Annotated in this window: 19 protein-coding genes; all 19 read right to left on the reverse strand. The window is 37.5% G+C overall.

Annotation, left to right across the window (positions count from 1 at the left end; translation table 11 throughout):
- Window positions 1-430 precede the first annotated feature (430 nt).
- The 19 genes from CSV69_RS15390 to CSV69_RS17385 all read right to left on the reverse strand — a co-directional run bounded on the left by CSV69_RS15390 (window position 431) and on the right by CSV69_RS17385 (window position 19671).
- Window positions 431-1363 (reverse strand): hypothetical protein, encoded by a 933-nt coding sequence (locus tag CSV69_RS15390; protein ID WP_143560844.1) that lies wholly within the window; start codon window positions 1361-1363, stop codon window positions 431-433.
- A 617-nt stretch (window positions 1364-1980) separates the two neighbouring features.
- Entirely contained in the window at window positions 1981-3072 is a 1092-nt protein-coding gene (locus CSV69_RS15395) for a hypothetical protein (RefSeq protein WP_099693880.1), read from the reverse strand.
- A 22-nt stretch (window positions 3073-3094) separates the two neighbouring features.
- Window positions 3095-3610 carry a DUF6932 family protein gene (locus CSV69_RS15400; protein ID WP_099693881.1) on the reverse strand — a complete coding sequence of 172 codons (516 nt, stop codon included), beginning with the start codon at window positions 3608-3610 and terminating at the stop codon, window positions 3095-3097.
- A 541-nt stretch (window positions 3611-4151) separates the two neighbouring features.
- Complete coding sequence (pseC, locus tag CSV69_RS15405; protein WP_099693882.1) at window positions 4152-5303, reverse strand: UDP-4-amino-4,6-dideoxy-N-acetyl-beta-L-altrosamine transaminase; 1152 nt, start codon at window positions 5301-5303, stop codon at window positions 4152-4154.
- The gene (gene pseI / locus CSV69_RS15410; protein ID WP_099693883.1) at window positions 5300-6346 is read right to left on the reverse strand and encodes a pseudaminic acid synthase; all 1047 of its coding nucleotides are present in this window, start codon (window positions 6344-6346) and stop codon (window positions 5300-5302) included. Before pseI ends, pseC begins: the two co-directional genes overlap by 4 nt.
- Window positions 6343-7341: a UDP-2,4-diacetamido-2,4,6-trideoxy-beta-L-altropyranose hydrolase gene (gene pseG / locus CSV69_RS15415; RefSeq protein ID WP_233192409.1), complete on the reverse strand. Its 999-nt coding sequence runs from the start codon at window positions 7339-7341 to the stop codon at window positions 6343-6345. Before pseG ends, pseI begins: the two co-directional genes overlap by 4 nt.
- Window positions 7319-8041, reverse strand: a complete 723-nt coding sequence (locus CSV69_RS15420) for a cytidylyltransferase domain-containing protein (RefSeq protein WP_099693885.1) — start codon at window positions 8039-8041, stop codon at window positions 7319-7321. The genes pseG and CSV69_RS15420 overlap by 23 nt, the downstream gene beginning before the upstream one ends.
- Window positions 8038-8574 (reverse strand): UDP-4-amino-4,6-dideoxy-N-acetyl-beta-L-altrosamine N-acetyltransferase, encoded by a 537-nt coding sequence (gene pseH / locus CSV69_RS15425; protein WP_099693886.1) that lies wholly within the window; start codon window positions 8572-8574, stop codon window positions 8038-8040. The genes CSV69_RS15420 and pseH overlap by 4 nt, the downstream gene beginning before the upstream one ends.
- The gene (locus tag CSV69_RS15430) at window positions 8571-9761 is read right to left on the reverse strand and encodes an acyl-CoA reductase (RefSeq protein WP_099693887.1); all 1191 of its coding nucleotides are present in this window, start codon (window positions 9759-9761) and stop codon (window positions 8571-8573) included. The genes pseH and CSV69_RS15430 overlap by 4 nt, the downstream gene beginning before the upstream one ends.
- Complete coding sequence (locus tag CSV69_RS15435; RefSeq protein WP_099693888.1) at window positions 9758-10819, reverse strand: LuxE/PaaK family acyltransferase; 1062 nt, start codon at window positions 10817-10819, stop codon at window positions 9758-9760. Before CSV69_RS15435 ends, CSV69_RS15430 begins: the two co-directional genes overlap by 4 nt.
- The gene (locus tag CSV69_RS15440) at window positions 10816-12147 is read right to left on the reverse strand and encodes an AMP-binding protein (RefSeq protein ID WP_099693889.1); all 1332 of its coding nucleotides are present in this window, start codon (window positions 12145-12147) and stop codon (window positions 10816-10818) included. The genes CSV69_RS15435 and CSV69_RS15440 overlap by 4 nt, the downstream gene beginning before the upstream one ends.
- A gap of 32 nt (window positions 12148-12179) precedes the next feature.
- Complete coding sequence (locus CSV69_RS15445; protein ID WP_099693890.1) at window positions 12180-12917, reverse strand: glucose 1-dehydrogenase; 738 nt, start codon at window positions 12915-12917, stop codon at window positions 12180-12182.
- 9 nt (window positions 12918-12926) lie between these two features.
- Window positions 12927-13166, reverse strand: a complete 240-nt coding sequence (locus CSV69_RS15450) for an acyl carrier protein (RefSeq protein ID WP_099693891.1) — start codon at window positions 13164-13166, stop codon at window positions 12927-12929.
- Window positions 13167-13196: 30 nt separating this feature from the next.
- Window positions 13197-14303, reverse strand: coding sequence for a phosphonoacetaldehyde reductase (locus CSV69_RS15455; protein ID WP_099693892.1), 1107 nt, complete (start codon window positions 14301-14303; stop codon window positions 13197-13199).
- Window positions 14300-15013, reverse strand: a complete 714-nt coding sequence (locus CSV69_RS15460) for a phosphocholine cytidylyltransferase family protein (protein WP_099693893.1) — start codon at window positions 15011-15013, stop codon at window positions 14300-14302. The genes CSV69_RS15455 and CSV69_RS15460 overlap by 4 nt, the downstream gene beginning before the upstream one ends.
- On the reverse strand, window positions 15006-16148 hold the full coding sequence (aepY, locus tag CSV69_RS15465) for a phosphonopyruvate decarboxylase (protein ID WP_099693894.1): 1143 nt from the start codon (window positions 16146-16148) through the stop codon (window positions 15006-15008). Before aepY ends, CSV69_RS15460 begins: the two co-directional genes overlap by 8 nt.
- Before the next feature lies 1 nt (window position 16149).
- The gene (aepX, locus tag CSV69_RS15470) at window positions 16150-17745 is read right to left on the reverse strand and encodes a phosphoenolpyruvate mutase (protein ID WP_099693895.1); all 1596 of its coding nucleotides are present in this window, start codon (window positions 17743-17745) and stop codon (window positions 16150-16152) included.
- An 87-nt stretch (window positions 17746-17832) separates the two neighbouring features.
- Window positions 17833-18783, reverse strand: coding sequence for a LicD family protein (locus tag CSV69_RS15475; protein WP_099693896.1), 951 nt, complete (start codon window positions 18781-18783; stop codon window positions 17833-17835).
- A gap of 66 nt (window positions 18784-18849) precedes the next feature.
- A complete protein-coding gene (locus CSV69_RS17385; protein WP_304442404.1) occupies window positions 18850-19671 on the reverse strand; it encodes a CatB-related O-acetyltransferase in 822 nt (273 codons plus the stop codon).
- Between the last annotated feature and the right edge of the window lie 200 nt (window positions 19672-19871).

Here is a 19871-nt window from a genome sequence, read left to right on the forward strand (position 1 = left end):
TCATCGATCTTCGCAGACCAGTATGCTTCTTTCTCTTTTCTTTTCAAATAAATACCTCCCAAAATGTGTTCTATGGGAGGAGTATCTCACGAATCTTCTTCTATTAATATGTGTTCACTATTTGACGCTTACTTTTCTTTGTGCTTCACTTAATCTATTTCATATAACAGGTACCCCTCATTTACAGCTATGCAACATTAGTGGGCACGACTTAGTAAAAACAATAAAAAGCCCACTAATTCTTATATGAATTGGCGAGCTTTTCAGATTCTTAACACAGCTGAGTCCTATATAGATACCTGAACTATTGAGAACAAACATAAAGTTGTGTAGTTAAAAGGTTCACTTTAAACAATACTACTCATCAAAGCAGTTTCGTATTATGGGCTGCAATATTTATTCTATGATTACTTTTATGTGCATATTTAATTTATTTTTGCCTTTCCAAACGTAAAACAAGTTGATCAAAGTGATAAATAATCTCATTTAAATCTCTAGAGACATTTTTCACTTCATATGACTTGATATTTGGCCTTTTTAGTGACGGAGCTATAGTACCTTTTATGAGATTAATATTTGGTTCATTGTATGGCTTAGCATGTTCTTCTATTAAGTAATAGTTTGATTTTTTCGCGTATTTATCCTTCATAATAACTATTCTTTTCTCTTGTCCCATTGAAGGAGTACAAGAATAAAAATTTATCTCTATGTAATATGATAAATGATCATTATTCAAAGTATATTTACTGACAGGTATTTTAATTTGAAACAAAGAGCGGATTATAAAACATATTAAAATAACTAAATTTAGATAGTATAAAGTCTGCATGAATGTTGAATGAATATTATCATAATATCCTGTTTCGGAAAAATCATATATATTTTCATCAAAAAAGTTATTAATATAATTTCCAGGATTAAATAAGACGTTAATTGCAAAATAATAAATCCATAATGCGGTAATTAATATTATTCCACATTTAATTATTCTATGCAATGCACTGATTTGGTTCCAACTTACTTTAGTACCGTCAGTAAATTGCTCATCATTTGGAAGTATTTTATTGAAAATGTTTATTTTATCCAAAGTATATATAGAAGTGAAAAGTATCATTAAAACAATATAAATTAAAAAAATATTAGAATAAATCAAATCAAATACTCCTAACAAAATATCTCTTATGTTAGAAGGAACCCAACTATTTGCATTTATTAAGTCAATATAAGATGGGTTGTACATTAGAAACATGGAAATTAAAAAAATAATGTAATGTATAGGAATATTTATATTTTCATTCGAGAATTTTACATATTCTTTGTAAGTACTTATGATATTCTGCATTTCAATTTCTTTCTCCTTCACATTTTTCCAATATATAGAAACTCGCATTTCAGTTCTGAATTACAAATCCAGTAGTGAAATCTTATTCATGTCTAGATATGTTAACGCAACAACCCCAAAATCCCTTCGCTACATCAACATCTTCAATCCGACTCAGTGCAGCCATCATGCTTTCTTCTCCTACTCGCAAGTTAAAAACAAGTTTGCCTGTGTATCAAACAACTCTCGAACAACTTAGAATAGTGTCCGAGTCGTTTGATGCACAGCGCCACACTAATAGTTTTGGAAAAGTGTCGTGAAACTTAGAAGATAAATACCAGTCCACACACATTTTTAAACACTTCTGAATTAAACTAAAGCTGTGCAGGGACCTAGCATCTACAAATTTGGTGTCTTACAATCTTAAGGAAGTACCAGGTACCGACACAAATCGGAAACAATTGTGAATTAAACTAGAGTTGTGTGGGGACCTGGTACCAACTACTATTTAATGCCTTGGTCGAAGACCTTACCAAAGAATTGTTATATCCAGTCAAAGAAATAGTAAATGCTCCGAAGGATCTTTAATCGATTCTTTGGGGCATTTTCTTTTGTATGAAACAACGTGTCGATTTTTAGACGCTTACCTTTAAAATAAATTAATTTTCAATTTCTGAAGTATTCTTTAATAGTACTTCGTCCACATCTAATCTAATCGGTTCTTGGTATTGGTTATATACCAAGAAACCGTTTACGCTGAAAAATCTATCAATAAAAGAAGCGATATCATTAGAAGTAAATGTTTCTTTTGAAAATTTGCAAGATATTTCTGCCAAGGTAGTATCTTTATAGTGTAAAGGTCTAATTGTGGCAGTAAAGTTATCCATATCTACAGCCCTGAACCATCCTTCTCCTTCAATGAATGTAGATTTCTGCGTCAAAGTCTTTTCTTTATCAATTAATAACTTCCTGGTATCTCTTGTAGCTTCGACAGCTTGAAATGAATCAATATAATTTCCTTCGAAAAATACTTTGTCAAAGGAAGATCTAGAAGTTGGTACAAGTTCCTTTGTATAATGAATCAGCTTTTTGAAATCATTTTCTCCAAAACGTTCTTTTAACTTTTCAAACAACTCATCATTTTGGCTTGATTCTATCGTATCTGCAATTAATTTTATGCCTTCAATAGAAAGTTCCTCTAAATCCTTTAAATCTTCTAACTTTTGAATATCACCAGCAACATCGTCACTATAAAATAAATCGAGTTGCTCAAAACCGAGTTGAGGATTGATATCTGTTCTTTTTAAGCCTAATTTAAAACTACCTTGAGCAGTGGATACTAAATCAAGAGATGATATATTACTAAGCATTCCTTTGGACTTTTCAAATCTTTCATGTATACGTCCAATTAAGTTTACGGCTTGTTTATTCGCTACATTTAATTTCTGTAGATAAGCTCCTATTACTCCAATTTGCCCCTTGCCTTCAAAGGTTTCTCCTTCTAATCTAATCCAAATGTCTGGTTCAACATAGTTTGTACTTTCATCTAATTGCATTTTAGTTTCATTTTCAATTAAATATTTCAAGTGCATATTTAATTTGTTCACCTGAAGTTCGGCAGAAGGTAAATAAAATTCGATTAATTGGGGTGTATTCTGATAGTCGCTAAGTATTCTTTCAAGATTTTTCTTTGCTCTTTTTAAATCATTAATCGTATCTAAAATTTCTGTTTCATAATGATTTGCTGTCAATAGAATCACCTCCTATTGGTATCTATTCCAATGTTATCTGTAGTATTCCCTTGCGGTCTGGTCTTCTAACCCACTCAGGATCTTTTTTCGGATCAGGTTCCCTCAATTTTCCGGATTGGCCCTTTATAAAAATCATTGACCACTCATTCAACATTTCTTCATTATCAGCTACTAATAGATGGGCTCCAAAAAGATTTCTTAATGCCAACTGATTTTCATGTCCTATAAATAGTTTTATACCGCTAATATCATGATCATCTTCAGCCTTTTTTAGAGCTTCGATTATTATCTCTGGAGGAATCAATGCCGCAAAATCTACATCCCCTGGATTCTCTCTTCTAGTTACAAAACTCCCGTTAATTAGTAGCTTTTTTGGTTTTATACCTAATTCTTCCATTCTGAATAACATAGAAGTAAACTGTTTCCACTTTTTTTCTCTAGTCCCCGAAAAAAGAAATTCTTCTTCTATTTCTTCCATTGTACATTCATGAATTCCGTCCGGTAAGTGATAATCATCAAAAAAGTTAGGTATCACCATAATATCCCCCCTACCTCGTCAATTAAATAATTGTTTGAATCGATAGTGCTTTTAAACTATTTAATAGCTTAAGTAATGTTAACTATACCAGTCTTTATTAATTTGTGAATGGTTTCGGTCGCTTTTTACTATCAAAGATATGCGACACTTTACATTGAGCGCGCTTACGAGTAATCGTAATGAAGGTACCTATTATATGAAAATTTCATGATTGTTTCTTACCTTGTTTTGTAAATAATCGAGCAGCACCTCTGTGCCAACTATTTGGCCTGTACTGGAACAATACTCCTTATATCTTTAAATATCCCCTTTAAAGAAGGTACCAGGTCCTGGCACAAATCGGGAACAATTCTGAATTACACTAGAGTTGTGTAGGGACCTGGTACTAACATATTAAACAAAGGAATTTCATGAGCTTGCAAAAATGACTCTACTAATGAGAGATCTAGCTTTAATTGTTTCATATCGCATCAAAATCCCTTCACTACGTTAGATACGTTACATTTCATTATGTAATATATATCGACAAAAAACACTCTTTTTAAAGAGTGTGTATGATATGCTTTAAACTCTCCACTACATCCTCAACATCCGTATCTGTCATCCCAGGGAAAATTGGTAACGTCAACGCACGCTCATACCATTGCTCCGCTATCGGACAAGTAACATTTTCATAGCCTAAATCCCGATAATACGGATGCCAATACACTGGAATATAGTGAACATGTACACCAATATTCATCGCACGCATCTCATCAAATACTTCACGTCTAGACTTCCCAAGCACACGTTCATCTAATTGAATCATATACAAATGCCACCCCGATTCAGTATCCTCCAACTGTTCAGGTATCACAACACCCCGAACATCAATTAGCTTTTCATTATATAGAGACGCAATCTCACGTCTACGTTCAATAAATCCATCCAACTTCCCAAGCTGCGACAAACCAAGTGCCGCTTGAATATCATTCATCCGATAATTAAAGCCTAAATTCGTCATTTCATAATACCAATCACCCTGTTCAATTGAATAAGGTGTTTTACTAATTCCATGACTTCTAAACAACTTCAACTTCTCATAATACTCTTCAGAATTCGTCGTAATGATGCCACCTTCGCCCGTCGTAATGGGCTTCACAGGATGAAAACTGAACATCGTCATATGGGCTTGTGATCCAACTTTTCTACCTTTATAAGCAGCGCCCAGCGAATGTGCACCATCTTCAATAACCACCAACTTATACTCTTGTGCAATCTCCATCATTGCATCCAAATCCACCGGCTGTCCTGTGAAATCTACCGGCATAATTGCCTTCGTTCGAGAAGATATATTCTTACGTACAGAAGCAGGATCTAGATTATATGTCTCGGCATCAATATCAGCAAACACTGGAGTACCGCCACAATACAACACCGCATTAGACGTTGCTGCAAACGTAATCGGCGTCGTAATCACTTCATCATCTTTATCAAAACCAGCCGCAAAACAAGCTCCATGAAGCGCAGCCGTACCATTCGCAAACGCCACTGCATACTTCGCTCCAACATATTCCGCAACTGCTAGCTCGAACTCTTCAACTTTCGGACCCTGTGTTAAAAAAGGCGACTGTAATGTTTCCACTACAGCCGCAATGTCCGTTTCATCTATTGATTGTTTACCATAGGATAAGAAGTCCTTTCGTTTTTTCATAATAACAACTCCCAGCTAAGCGGTGTTCCTGTCACCGCATCTGTTTTAATTGTCTTCCCTAACACTAAATCCAAATACTTAGGAGCCAGTCCATGCGCCGGTCGGATAATACGAACATTGTCTTCCGTCAAGACATCGCCGACTTGCAAATCTTCACCAATATACAACGAACGTCGATGCTCCAATGAAGCCAATTCCGCAGTCGTCGGGCCATATTGAATCTTCCCAAGACTTTGCCAAGCACGCTCTGACTCTTCCACGAGCAACTTCAACTCGTGTGGTTCCATTGAAAATGCTGCATCCACTCCACCATCTTCACGTGACGTCGTAAAATGTTTTTCAATAACAGTAGCCCCTAAAGCAACTGCTGCTATCGACGTTCCAACCCCCATCGTATGATCCGACAAGCCAACCTCTGTTCCAAACAATTGTTGTAGATGGGGAATTGTTAATAAATTTGAATTTGTCGGTGTGGCGGGGTATGTACTTGTACATTTCAATAAAATTAATTGCTCATTTCCTTGTGAACGAACCGTTTGAACCACTTCATCTAGTTCAGCCAAACTAGCCATACCAGTCGAAATGATTATTGGCTTTCCTGTGGCGGCAACTTTACGAATCAATGGAATATCCACATTTTCAAATGAAGCAATCTTATAAGCTGGAACATCCAACGTCTCCAAGAAATCTACCGCTGTCTCATCAAACGGTGAACTAAATCCTAAAATCCCATGATCTTTACAACGCGCAAAAATCGCTTCATGCCATTCCCACGGTGTATATGCTTCCTCATACAAAGTATAAAGCGACTGCCCTTTCCATAAATTCGTATCGCTTTCTATGAAAAACTCACCTGTATGAATAGCTAGCGTCATCGTATCCGGTGTATATGTCTGTAACTTCACCGCATCGACTCCCGCTTCAGCCGCCAAATCTACAAGATGCAATGCACGTTCCAACGACTGGTTATGATTACCCGACATCTCCGCAATAATGAAAGGATTTGTATGAACTCCAATTTCACGCCCTGCTATGTTTATCATTCCATCAACTCCATTATAGTATCTACCCATGGATTCGGTCTTTCGCTTTGCGTCAACTCGATTCCACGTTCACTCATATTCTTCCACTCATCACGCCTAGTACGCAACGACTGAATGAATTCCTTATATGTATCAACTGTAACCTCTTTATGCCAACCAAGATTCCAAACAGCCCCAAGACTAGCTGCTGTTTCCGTCGCAATCAATTGATTATCCGCCACTACCGTACTCGACGATGGCAGTCCGACATAACATCGCTCCCACGTTGTACTACCGCCAGCACCAATTGAAAAATCTGCTTTGCCCATCAACGTAGCCATATAATCAATTTGACAATGAAAAGTGTAACCCGATCCTGCGCATAACTTTTCAATATCCGCCTTCATCTCATTCGATGCCCCAACTACAACATCTACTCGATGAAACTTCACATCATCCATTGCGGCTAAAACCTTCATCGTCTCATTCGTCGGGTCACTACCGCCCATAAAAATCAGCAAACGCTCAATATTGCCATCTCGTACTTTCGCGCTTTGTCTCTCACGTATAAACTCTCCCCGCATAATCAAATACCTTGGTCCAAGTAATCGAACGCAATGTTCAGGTACTAAAAAGTCATAACGTCTTTCTAAATCAGGAACCATGTTTTGATCAATCAACACATCACAATGGTGGTAGCGATTCGCTAGATCATCAACGACAACAATCTTCTTTACTTCCGAACGAATCGAGCGCTCCCAAGTCTCATCAATTGCATAATGATCAATAATACAAATTTCAGCCGGCTTAAATTCTTGAACAACTGAAAATCCTTTAGCTTTAACAAATTCAATCAAATTTCCTGGCAATAGCTCCATCATAAATGTTACTACACATCCGTGATCACGTAACAATTCCGCAATCATCAAACAGCGCATCACATGACCAGAACCAATTTCAACAGATGCATCCGTACGAATCAGCACATCCATATTAGTCAACCGGCTTCTGTTCAATATGTGCATTTAACGCAGCAATTTCTGGATGATCCAATAAATATTGAATAACATCGGTACTAGGAACTAAATCATCTTGAAAACGATCTGCAATTGCACGACATAACGCATAATCTTCAGCCGTATCTAACGTAATACGCAATTCTGGATGCAATCTATCACTCGACACAGTGTATACCGCATGCATAAATTCTTCTGGATATTCATACGCATAATATGTCACATGTTCCCGATGTCGTGGCTCTTGCCCTTTTTCATGAATCGTTAAAAGTGCAACATAAGAAATCAGCTCTACTGCTAATCCCCTAGGCATACCTCCAACCAAACTCAAGACATCCTTACGTTCGCGTTTCATCAATTCAATAACAGCACTCGCCAATTCATAATCTACAAACGGACAATCTGCTGTCACACGCATCACATAATCTGGCTCATAGGCTCGCGCACATTGTACATAACGATCTAAAACATCCTCTTCAGAACCGCGGAAACACGTAACATTATGTTCCAGACACCAAGCTTCAACCGCATCGTCTTGTAGTAAAGTAGATGTCGCTACAATAACATCCTCAATATGTTGAATTTGCTTACAACGAGAAGTTACATATGCTAGAACATCTGTCGTTCCCAACGGTTTCACAATCTTTCTCGGCAATCGAGTGGAACCCATTCGAGCTTGAATAATGACGATGGTTTTCATACTTCCACCTCCGGAACATATTTTCTAAACTTCTGTCCGACCTCTTGCCAATGTGCTTTAGTCATCTCAAAAACATGTACATCATGCCAAGTTTCATTCTTCAAAATATGATGTTCTAGCACACCTACTTCACGCGCACCTAACTTCTGATGCAACGATCGAACGCCCTCGTTCACATCCATCACTTCACCCGATAACTTCTGAAAGTCTAACGTATAAAACGCATAGTTATACATATAAGCTCCGAGTAACCCAGCAATCATCGCATACTTTGGATTGCCTATATAAAAGTTCCACGATCCGCGCTTATGTCGCCAATCAATATCCGTGATTGATATGAGTCCGACTAACTCGCCACGATTTTCCATCAACCAGTACCGACCAGTATCATCCGCTTGAATAGAAGCAAACCACATTTGCTGATTATCCAAACTATAGTCGATATCCGTATACATAAACCGTGTCACCGCTTCACTCGTACGCCAATCCAAAATTTGTTGCAAATGTTCTTCACGAATTGAAATCCATTTCATATGATCACAACTTCCCTTGTAAACGAAGTCAAAAAGTTCTGTCCATCCCAGACGCCACTAAAATCAAGCGCTTGTCCAACAGGCACCACTCGATCCACACCACGTGTAGGTATCGCATCAACAAACTCACGCAACTCCTGCAGGTCTAAACCAAAATAAGATACTGTCTGATCCTTGTCTATCAATAGTGCAGCTGCTTCTAATAAATCTACTGTATCATACTCATAAAACAAACCGCCGCCACAATGCCTCTCTCGTGCAAAGGCAGGAATTTCATCCAACTGCACCCGTGAAATATACTTACTTGGCGAAACACTCGTCACTGCATTATCAGCCGCCATCCATAACATCGTCGTATACTTCAACACTTGCGTAGCCGCCACCAACTCATATCGCTTATCTTCTATCTTCTTCTGAAACGCTGACCAGAAACGTACCTTCGCTTCTTCTTGACTTGAACCCGTCCAAATAACCAACCGAGACGAAGAACAAGCCATCTGATCAAACCAAAACACATCATTATAAAAGCGATCCGTAAGTTGATTCAACTCTTCTTCATTTAACGCAACTACCGATTGACTACTCAACACAGCCAATGAAAAACGATCAGGAAATACCAACTCATTCGCAAGCGGAGCAAGCGGTACTTTGCGAATCGCACGAATTGTCTCATCGCCCCCCCAAATCACACGCGTATGACAAGCATCACTAATCTTAGCCGTTGCCACTTCTTCATGACTATATGTACAAATCATCGTCCGCTCCGCTATCGATTCAAAAAGAGGATTCTGCAACTCTTCCACGATCGTCTCCAGCAGCAAACCCATACCAACCAACTCTTTACTAGAAACACGAATCACATTGCGATTCCCAGCTAAAAGCGACAGCATCCAAGAATAAACAAAAATCGTATCCACATTTGAAGGCGCAATATGAAACACCGTTCCCCTTGCCTTTACCAGTCGGCCTTCACGTTCAAAAGCCTGCTGTAACTTATGTACATTTGCTTTTCGCAACCAAAATCCAAGTGCCACAATCTCAGGCGTCTGACTCATACGCACAAAACGCTTAGACAATGCCTGCATGAAAGCAAGCACCGACTCATCAAATGGTCGTTTAGGTGCGTATTCACCTAACGTAGAAAGCTCACTCTCCCAATCCTTCTCTATCGGCCAAAACAACTTCATTCGCGATCACCTTCCTGAAACGTATCACTACATCCCCGTAATTCAGCTTTCGGAATACGGCCAGCCACAGTGAAATACTTCCCTTTCCAACCACAATTGCAATCATCCACACCAATAATTGTTCCTAAATCTTCCGTTAACAATGAATGCCCTGGGTAACTCTTAGGTAGCTCACTTACCACTTGAATCAAGCCTTTTTCACCTATAGGAAGCTCATCGAATGTAATTGCATCGCGAATCAGCACATCTGCATAACTAGGCGCATGTAAGTAACCATCAGTACACTCAACAAAAATAGAGCCTACTTGCTCTACCATGCCATAGTAATTATGTACTTCACGAATACCTAATTGCTCAGAAAGCAAACGATTGAACGTCTGCGTATCCACCGCTTCATCCGTTAGCTTCTTCCAACCTCCACCATGAATAAGCACACTATCACCGAAATCTAACTGTAAATTCCGCGCAACGGCTTCTTTATAGACATACTGCCAAATCATAAAAGTAAAACCAAATAACAACACGCGTTGCCCTTCATACTCCTTTAAATAAGCCTGCAATCCTTCTATATCGAGCGTCATATCATCATGCAAAGCATAAAAATGCTTACGACCAAAATTAGAAAACCCTAAAATCCCAGCACCACGCGCACTAAAAGACGTACGATCCCTCAACACCGACTTCGTATCCAGTATAATCATCGGTAAACGCTTTCCACCTAAAATCGGCTTCATCACTTCAACAAGTGTCTTCGTCTGTGCAACAGCCGTTTCCTTATCCAAATAAATCCGAGATACTTGCTGCCCCGTCGTGCCACTAGAAGTCAGTACCTTTACAACGTTCTCATCAGTAACAGACTTCAGCTCCATCAACTTAAACAACTGCACAGGCAAATACGGTACTTCACTTATCGTACTAGCCTCAACAACCACACCGCTTTTTTCAAGCATCGCCCGATATTCGGGACATCTATCTATATGCCACTTCGTTAAGTCATTCAACTTCTCGACCAACGCACGCTCTTTTTCTAGTTGTATCAGATGATAAGGAACGATCATATAGACGTCTCCTTTATTGTTACATAATCTATTTTACCATTCGGCAAACGTGGAATCTCTTGCACCTTTACTTTGTACGCCGTTCGGTGCAATTTATAAAGTTCAGCCACAGCCGCTTTCACCAACTCCACCACAGATTCCTCTTCCACCATTATAACTAATTTATCGTCATTTCCCGCACAAGCTACAGCCATTTGAAACTCTTTCTCTAATGTGCGTTCAATTTCATCCAAATTAATGCGCAAACCAAATAATTTAATAAAACGCTTCAAGCGTCCGGTAATCGTATAGTAACCTTCTGCATCTACAACCGCTGTATCACCCGTATGTAAGACACCATTCAATTCGTCTCCCTTAGCCAAATCAGCCACACACTCTGCATAGCCCATCATCACATTTGGTCCACTGTAAATTAGCTCATCATTTTCTTGATCAATTGATAACTCACCGTCAGGAATTGCAATGCCGATTGAACCTGATTTCTTAAGCACCCGATTATGCGGAATGTAAGAAATTCGTGGTGCTGCTTCTGTTTGTCCGTACATTACAAAAAAACGCTTATCATTCTCACTTGCATAGTTCCCAAATGCCTCAACCAAATTCGTATTTAAACGACCGCCCGCTTCAGTCAACGTTTTCAAATCTGGTAGATCCATCTTAAAGAAACCAATTCGCTGCAACATTTGATACGTAAACGGTACACCCGCAAGTGACGTCGCCCTCTGCTCCTTCACCAAAGACCAAAATGACTGCGCTATGACACTTTCATCCGTCAATAAAACAGAAGCTCCCGCAAGTAAATGACTATTCACAATTGACATCCCATACGAATAAGACAACGGCAAATTCATCATCGCACGCTCTTGTTTATCGATTGATAAGTACTCAATAATTGACTCCGCATTGGCCCGTAAATTCTGATACGACAAACGCACAAACTTCTGACTCCCCGTCGTACCTGAAGTACTCAACAACACAGCTAAATCTGCATGAATCTCCTGATTAACAGATTGCACACGAACTAACTTACTATCCTTCACTACATATCCTTTAAAAGCTTCCAGTCCAACAATCCACTTGGGCTCATAACTAGTCAATATCTCAGTCAAAAGTTCAAGATTCATATCCTTCGCAAGCAACATCACCGCATGTCCACTATTCAACGCACTTATATAAGCTCCAAGCACACCAATCTTATTCTCACATAAAATTATGATCAACTCTTTAGTCGAACTGGTAAACTCGATGCGAGGAATTTCACAATAACTATATGACCGATCCTTCGTAATAACCGCCACACATTCACTATCCATTGCAAAGAAGCCCATCATCTTCCCCCCTATATGACAAAAAGACATGGTCAAATAACCATGCCCCCATCTACTCCAATAATCTGACCCGTTAAATACGAAGCGTCATCTGACAATAAAAATGCAATTACATTCGCCACTTCACGTGCCTTTCCAAACCGTTGCATCTTAATCATCTGCAACACAGCGTCCTTACGTTCACCTTCATAATGCGACGTCAAGTCCGTCTCAATAAAACCAGGAGCCACTGCATTGACACGAATCCCCTTCATCGCCCATTCTTTCGCAGCCGATTTCGTGAAGCCCACAACAGCCGCCTTACTCGCCGCGTATGCCGTACTACCTTCCGCCCCGTTCAATCCAATAATTGAACTAACATTAACAATCGAGCTAGATTCATTTTTCAACATCAACTTCGACGCATATTGCATTTGTACAAGAGCAGACGTTACATTGACCGTCAACATCTCCTGAATCGCAGTAATCTTCATCATGCCGAGCAAACCTTCTTGCATGACACCCGCATTATTCACCAAGCCATCTAAATGACCAAATTCCTTCTTGATCAAAACAATAGCCTGCTTCATCGCAGGTTTATCTGTTACATCATATAACACCACGAATGGCTCATAACCAACAGCCTGCACAGCTGTAATCGTCTCCGTAAGCCTTTCATGCGTGCGACCATGCAACACTACCTGCGCACCACACTCCGCTAATTTAACCGCAGTAGCTTGTCCAATTCCACGTGTCGCACCCGTCACCAAAATGATTTTATCCTTCAACATATACATCACCTACTCAAACAAAATTTCATACTTCGCCAAAATCTCTTTCGCCTTCGCAAACGAGCTCATATCTAGCACATCATCGGTATCTAACATTATATCAAATACATCATCGATTTCTGTAACTAACGCCATATGTGCAATTGAGTCCCATTCTGCAATGGAGTTGAATCTTAGGTTGTCTACTACTAGGGATGAATCTATATCAAGGCTATCTGCGAATACTTGTTTTAGTTTTTCTATGTTCATAGGCTTCCTCCTACTCCAGTGCTTTAAACATTAAATTTCATTCGAAATAAGTTCAAAAAGCATGTCCGTGTCAATCAAACTATTTTTAGAACGACTCGTTTCCTTCAAAGACTCTTTTATAGCAACAAAGTCCGAAGTAGTTAAACCATATGTCGTAAAATCAATTGAAACATCAAGTGTACGCAAAAATTGTTCAAGTCTTTCTACTGGAACATTTCCTAAACACAATTTCAAATCACTCTCTAACGACTCTTGAACTATTGCTACCTTAGCAATCACTGGCAAGGTCATACTGGCCGCTATACCATGCGGAATCCCATTATGTAATGTCATATAATAAGACATCGCATGTGCTATTGCAGTTTGGGTATTCGAAAAAGCTAAACCAGCTTGTAAAGCCGACAACATCATCTGACTTCTCAATGCTAGATCATCTAAATTTCGAGCTAGCTTTGGTAACGTTTCTATAATACTTGGAATAGCTTCTTTCGCATAGCTATAAGATACCGGACTTTTATTCACATTCCATATAGATTCCAAACTATGCGACAATGCATCTAATCCGGTTTGAATAGTCAACGCTCTTGGCAGTGTCAGCGTCAGTCTAGGATCACAAATAGCAACCTCACACCACAGTTTATTTGAATGAATAGAATACTTCTTTTTATTCACATCATCCCAAATCGTTCCCCAAGGCGTTACTTCGCTACCTGTACCGGCAGTTGTCGGGATTGCGATAATAGGTTTATATAGAATTTCTTCAGATTCATAACCATTAAATAACATCTTTTCAATCGAGGTAAACGGCTCGTCTACAATGTCATCTTTGTAAATTGAAAGTGCTTTTGCCATATCGATTACACTACCACCACCAAGTGCAATAATTACTTCAAATGAACTAAAGTCAATATCTACATATAACTCTCTCAATTGAGTAAGTGTAGGGTTTGGTTGAATCGTATGAATCACCTGTTTAATCTGCGGATTCTTAATACACATGGAGGCAACTAGCCCACGCTTTTCAAATCCATCGGAAGTAATGAGTAAGGCACTACGATTTCCGATCCATTCTGGTAAACGTTCGATAGAGTTTATACCGAAATCAATTTTCACTGGGTTATAATAAGTGAAATTCACGAAAACAACTCCTTCGCCTTTTCATAATCTTCAAGGAAATCAATTTCAATCCACGGTTCATTCATCGTTGGAATGCATAGTATTTTCTCTCCAGCTGCCGCCATTCTAGAAAATGCATACGTATCATACACATTATACCGCTCTTCTGTTAAGGTGTTTTCGATATAATTAAATACAACAATTGGATTGTTAATTCGGGCAAGGCCAATCCATTCTCCATCGCTCTTCTTAAGCTCAATCTCTTTATTGGACTCTATTAAATGCTGTTTATCTGTTACACGCACTTTCATCGCTTCTTCATTCGTTTCTTTGAAATCTACAGATAAGTCAATCGCAGCAGATGAATCTATTGTCTTTTTAATAAATTCTTTTAACAACTCTTCCGAATACACAATATCACCATGCAAATAATAAAACGGCTCATTATTCATAGCTTCCTTCGCAAACCAAAGGGAACCCATATTATTACAGAACTTATAAAAAGGATTGAAAATAAATTGTGCTTGTCCTTGCGCCTTCTTCATAATATCTTCTTTTCGATAGCCGACAACAACAAATATTTCTTTCACGCCAGAAGCTTTTAATAATTTAATATTTCGCAACAAGATTTCTTCGTCATTTATTTCCAAAAGTGATTTAGGATTATTTAAAGTTAAAGGATACAATCTACTAGATAATCCCGCCGCAACAATGACTGCTTTTTTAATCATTTTGATCACCACTTAAATAATTTATCAAACGATTCTTCACTTCAAAAGGCGTAATATTGGGGCGCGCCAAATCTTCTTTTACACCTGGACTAGTTTTAAGATAGCCAAACGTCAACTCTGGACTTCCTTTCCACTTTTCTAATGACAAATGCAAATCTTCTACTGACTTGAGTGAATCTACCTTTGGATAACATGCACCTTCAACTATTTTAACGAAATCAACATGGCTTGAAACTGTCTCTTGCCCACCTGTTGATTCGTGCATGCCATTATCTAACAACAAATGATATAGATTCCTGGGAGAATAATAAGCATTTGTTGTGATTGCACCCATTCGCATCAAAAACGCACCATCTCCATCAACAGCAACCACTTTTTTATTTGGTTGCGCCAATGCTAGACCTAACCCTAAAGAACTAATACACCCCATTGAGCCAACCATATACAATTGATTGGACTTATCCTCCAACTCATAAAGCTCCCTGCCAGTCACGCCCGTTGTCGCAAGAACTAGCGTATCAGCGTCTGACATATCTTGGACTACTTTTAGCGCTTCAATTCTTTTGGGATAAGCTTTTGGAGTGTCACTTATTTCCACTTTACAATTCTCTTTGCTTACTATTGTTTTCGGTAATAATTTGACTGTACCTAACGTATTTTTCTTCACAACAAAGAAAAATGATTTACCATTTTCGATTGTTTCATTAGCTCTCTTTAATTGATTCTTCGCCTCATCTATATCTAAAGACAATACTTCATTAGCAATCTTCATAGTATCTAATAAGTCACTAGTGATTTTCCCCATCAATTCATGCTGTGGTTCATCTGAAATCCCCTCTTCTCCACGTAAGCTTACAAAGCCCAAGACTGGAATTTTAAAAATTTGATTTAAAGAGGTTAAAGGAGAAACAGCGTTTGTAATACCAGAGTTCTGACATAGGAATACCGTTTTCTTGCCCCCTAATTGAGCACCTGCACAAATTGCAACCGCATCCCCTTCGTTCGCACTCATCACAAATTGATCCTTATTAATCGCATAATTAATCATACTTTTAAGGAATGAACAGGGAACTCCGCTATAAAAGTCAAACCCTAAATCATCTAACACTTTCCCGACGACATGCATATCTAGCATTTTATAATTCACCTGCTTTTTGAAGGTCTATAATATTATCAATATCCATCCATGATCCGCGAATATAACTTACCGAAACTTTGTGATGTTTTGCAACATAATTGAATAAATCACTGAGACGAAGCTGATTGAACGAGTCTTCTTTTGTCAACTTTTCAATTGCGCTTTTTATAACCTTCGCACCATTTTCATTGACCTTCCATAAACCGATGAACTCCCCATCAACCGCTTTTCCATCCAATTTTGTGGACATTACTTCTAATGTGGCTACTTGATTGAATAACTTTCGATCATACGAACAATCCGTCTGGACGTAATCCATATACTCTTCTTTTTGTTCTACGTCACTGTCCACAATCACTACAATATCTTCTTTATGATTAAGTAATTCATTCAACACATACTTTTTAAATAAGATGTCTCCAAAAGAAATGACTGTATCGCCCTTAATTTGGTTCATAGCTAAAGAAAGTGAATACAACTCTTTAGTTTCATCAAATAGTGGATTATCGATAGTCGATATATTTTCTATCGTAATAAATTCTTTCCCGTACCCTTGAACGACAGAAATATCTTTGATTCCCATCTGATTAAATTCATCCACTAGTGTATGTAAAATAGGTTTTCCATTTACTTTAAGTAATGTTTTCGGGATTATACTTGTTAACTCACCTAATTTTGAACCACGAGACGCTGCTAATATAATCGCATTCGTATCTTGCCCATAAGTTGGTAAGTACTTTTTTTCGGCTACTTTTAACTCATTAGCTCCTTGAAGCTCAAAGATATGGCTTACGCTAGCGACTGTCCCTTCCACATTTACAAGGCTTTCATCTTCAAATATCCTCTTGGAAGCTTCCTCTATTGCTGTAATAGCTGCACGGACATTATGATTTGCCCAAATGACCGTACTTACACCCCACTCACGGAAATGATCGGATGGTGTAGAGTAATATTTAGTTGGCACAATAATAACAGGGTGACGATCGCTCCAAACGTCCATAAAGGCTTTAATTTCCGTTGCATTCGATTTTTTACTATGCATTAGAATCGCATCAGCCCCAGCAAGTCTATAAGCCTCCGCTCTGCGTAAAGCCTCTTCCAATCCCCAGCCCGCAATAAATGCTTCTACACGTGCAACAACCATGAAGTCCGGATCCATTTGTGCATCCTTCGCAGCCTTGATTTTCCCACAAAATTCATCCATATCTGCAAGCGGTTGTGCTTCTCCATCAATAAACGAATTCGTTTTCGGAAATAGTTTGTCTTCTATACAAACGCCTGCAATGCCACGTTGCTCCAGCTTTCTAACCAAACGACGCATATTATTGAAGTTACCATACCCCGTATCTCCATCTAATAAAATAGGAATACTAGTTGCATCACTCATGAACTCTACTACTTCTAACACTTGCGTCCAAGAAGCTTCATTATTATCACGTACACCAAGCGCTGCGGCTATAGATAAGCCGCTTGCCCAAATACCTTTAAATCCTGTATTTTCAACAATTTTTGCAGATAGACCATTGTGGGCTTCCATAAGAAAACCTAGTTTGTCAGATTGAATCAGTTTTTTTAATTGAAGTGTTTTTCTCATAATTTAGTCTCCTTCGATATCCTTAACATTGCCTTCTTAAATCTAGCTATAATAAGCTATTTCTTCAAAGTATTTTATTTAGCCACATTAGCAAATAATTTCTTTATAAGGCACTACTATATCTTTAAAAGAAAATGGGTAATCTTCAAAACTTGTATCTTTCTTAGGTGTTTTCCAATCTCCATAGGTAAATTCAAGATATGATTCATAATCAAAAGGAACACTAATTTCTTCACCAAAAAAATCAACTTTTAGTTGTTTTTCAAAATGATGTTTTGGTGAACTATTCATTGATTGTATTGCAAGATTATCTTTTATTGTAATTACACCAATATTGATTTGAAACTTTTTAATTATTCTATTACCATTACTAATAAAAGATAACCCTATATTTATAGGTTCATTTCGTATTTGATCGTGTGTAACATGTACCTTACATTTTATATTGCTGTCTACTACTATCTCTTCAAATTTAGTTTTTAAAAAATTAATAACCTCCTCATAATCTTGCATTAGTATAGACAGATCAATATCATCGTCCCATGATATTAAATCTCCATCCCTAACAACTCCTAGCAATGTACCAAAATCAGCAAAGTATTTAATTTTGTTTTGAGAAAATAACTTTATTAACCTCAATAAAGTTTCCCTCGCGAACTCTAAAGTATCATTATCTTCGAAAGGACGATCAGATACTTTCAAAAGTCTTTTAGGGGCCACCTTAACTTTTTTTGGACTAATTTTAAATTTATTTAAAAGTTGGTTTTTTATCTCTTTATAAAAAACACTAGCAATAATAATATAATCATAATCATATTTTTTCATATTTTCAGGTGATACAATAAGTATACTGCCTATTAAATTACCATGTTTATTTTTATCATTATCTATAAATGCTAAGATTTTGTAATCAGTTTGTTTTTCATAATAGTTTTTACCACCTTCGCTAGCTCCAAAAACTATTACTTTATCTATTTTTTTGTCTTCCATTTCTACCAGACCTTTCATCATAATATTAATATACATAGCTACCGCCACACTAAATTAAGTCTCCTGTCGGTTATAAATTGGTACACTTCATCATAGATAATAATAAAGTTTCTATTAATTCATGTGGTCTTGAAAAAACTTTTCGTTATTACTGAAAAGTTTTCCCCTTTCTTTAATAATTTTATCATCCCAATTCCACCATTTTATTTCATTTAATTTTGTGATTTCATCTATTGTGAATCTAAATCGCATAATTCTTGCTGGAACTCCAATCACTATTGCATAGTCAGGTACATCTTTTGTTACAACCGCTCCCGCTCCAATAATTGCGCCATTTCCAATTTTAATAGAAGGTAGTATAATAGCACCTGCTCCTATCCAAACATCATTTCCAATTTCAACTTTACCATTTTTTTTAATATCATTTCTTTTCATTACATCCGAATCTTTTAAAATTCCAGGAATTTTTTCCACTCCTGTAAATTGGTTTATTTTTCTGTACAGAAAAGGATGTGTAGTTATATATTCAACCGGATGATTAGTATTGCTAATTTCGGCAGTACGATTTATTGAAGTAAATGAACCTATACTTTTTACCATGCTTCCTGGAAAACAAAATCTTTGATAGCCATAAGTATACTTACCAACTTCAACCCCATTAATTACTTTTTTCTGTTTCACTAAAAGTTTTTCTTCACTAATATATTTGATATTCTCAACAGTATCTAAGATTGGATAGAAGTCATCCATTTCAATATAACCCAATTGCTTTAATTGTATAGATATTTCCATATAATAATCACTCGCAATGACTATCTTAATACTTTCCTTTCTCGGAAATAAGACCTTTAACGGATTTTCTATAATTTTCGTTCCTATACTTCTCCCCCATTTTTCTTCATTGTTATCCACAACTGTTATGGATTTATAACCCATTTGTGTAAAGGCAAAGTAAGTTAACTTTCCCCCTTTCCCGGCACCAAATATCACTATTTCACTATTTGGAGCTAGTATAGATGTATGGACACAAGTTAGTTAAGTCTCTATCCTAATAAATAGAGAGGACGTGTCCGGAATGAAACAAAAACGTTATAACCAGGAATTCAAACAAACAATCGTCGAACTCTACAGATCTG

This window comes from Sporosarcina sp. P26b (genome assembly GCF_002743245.1).
GTDB classification, from domain to species: domain Bacteria; phylum Bacillota; class Bacilli; order Bacillales_A; family Planococcaceae; genus Sporosarcina; species Sporosarcina ureae_C.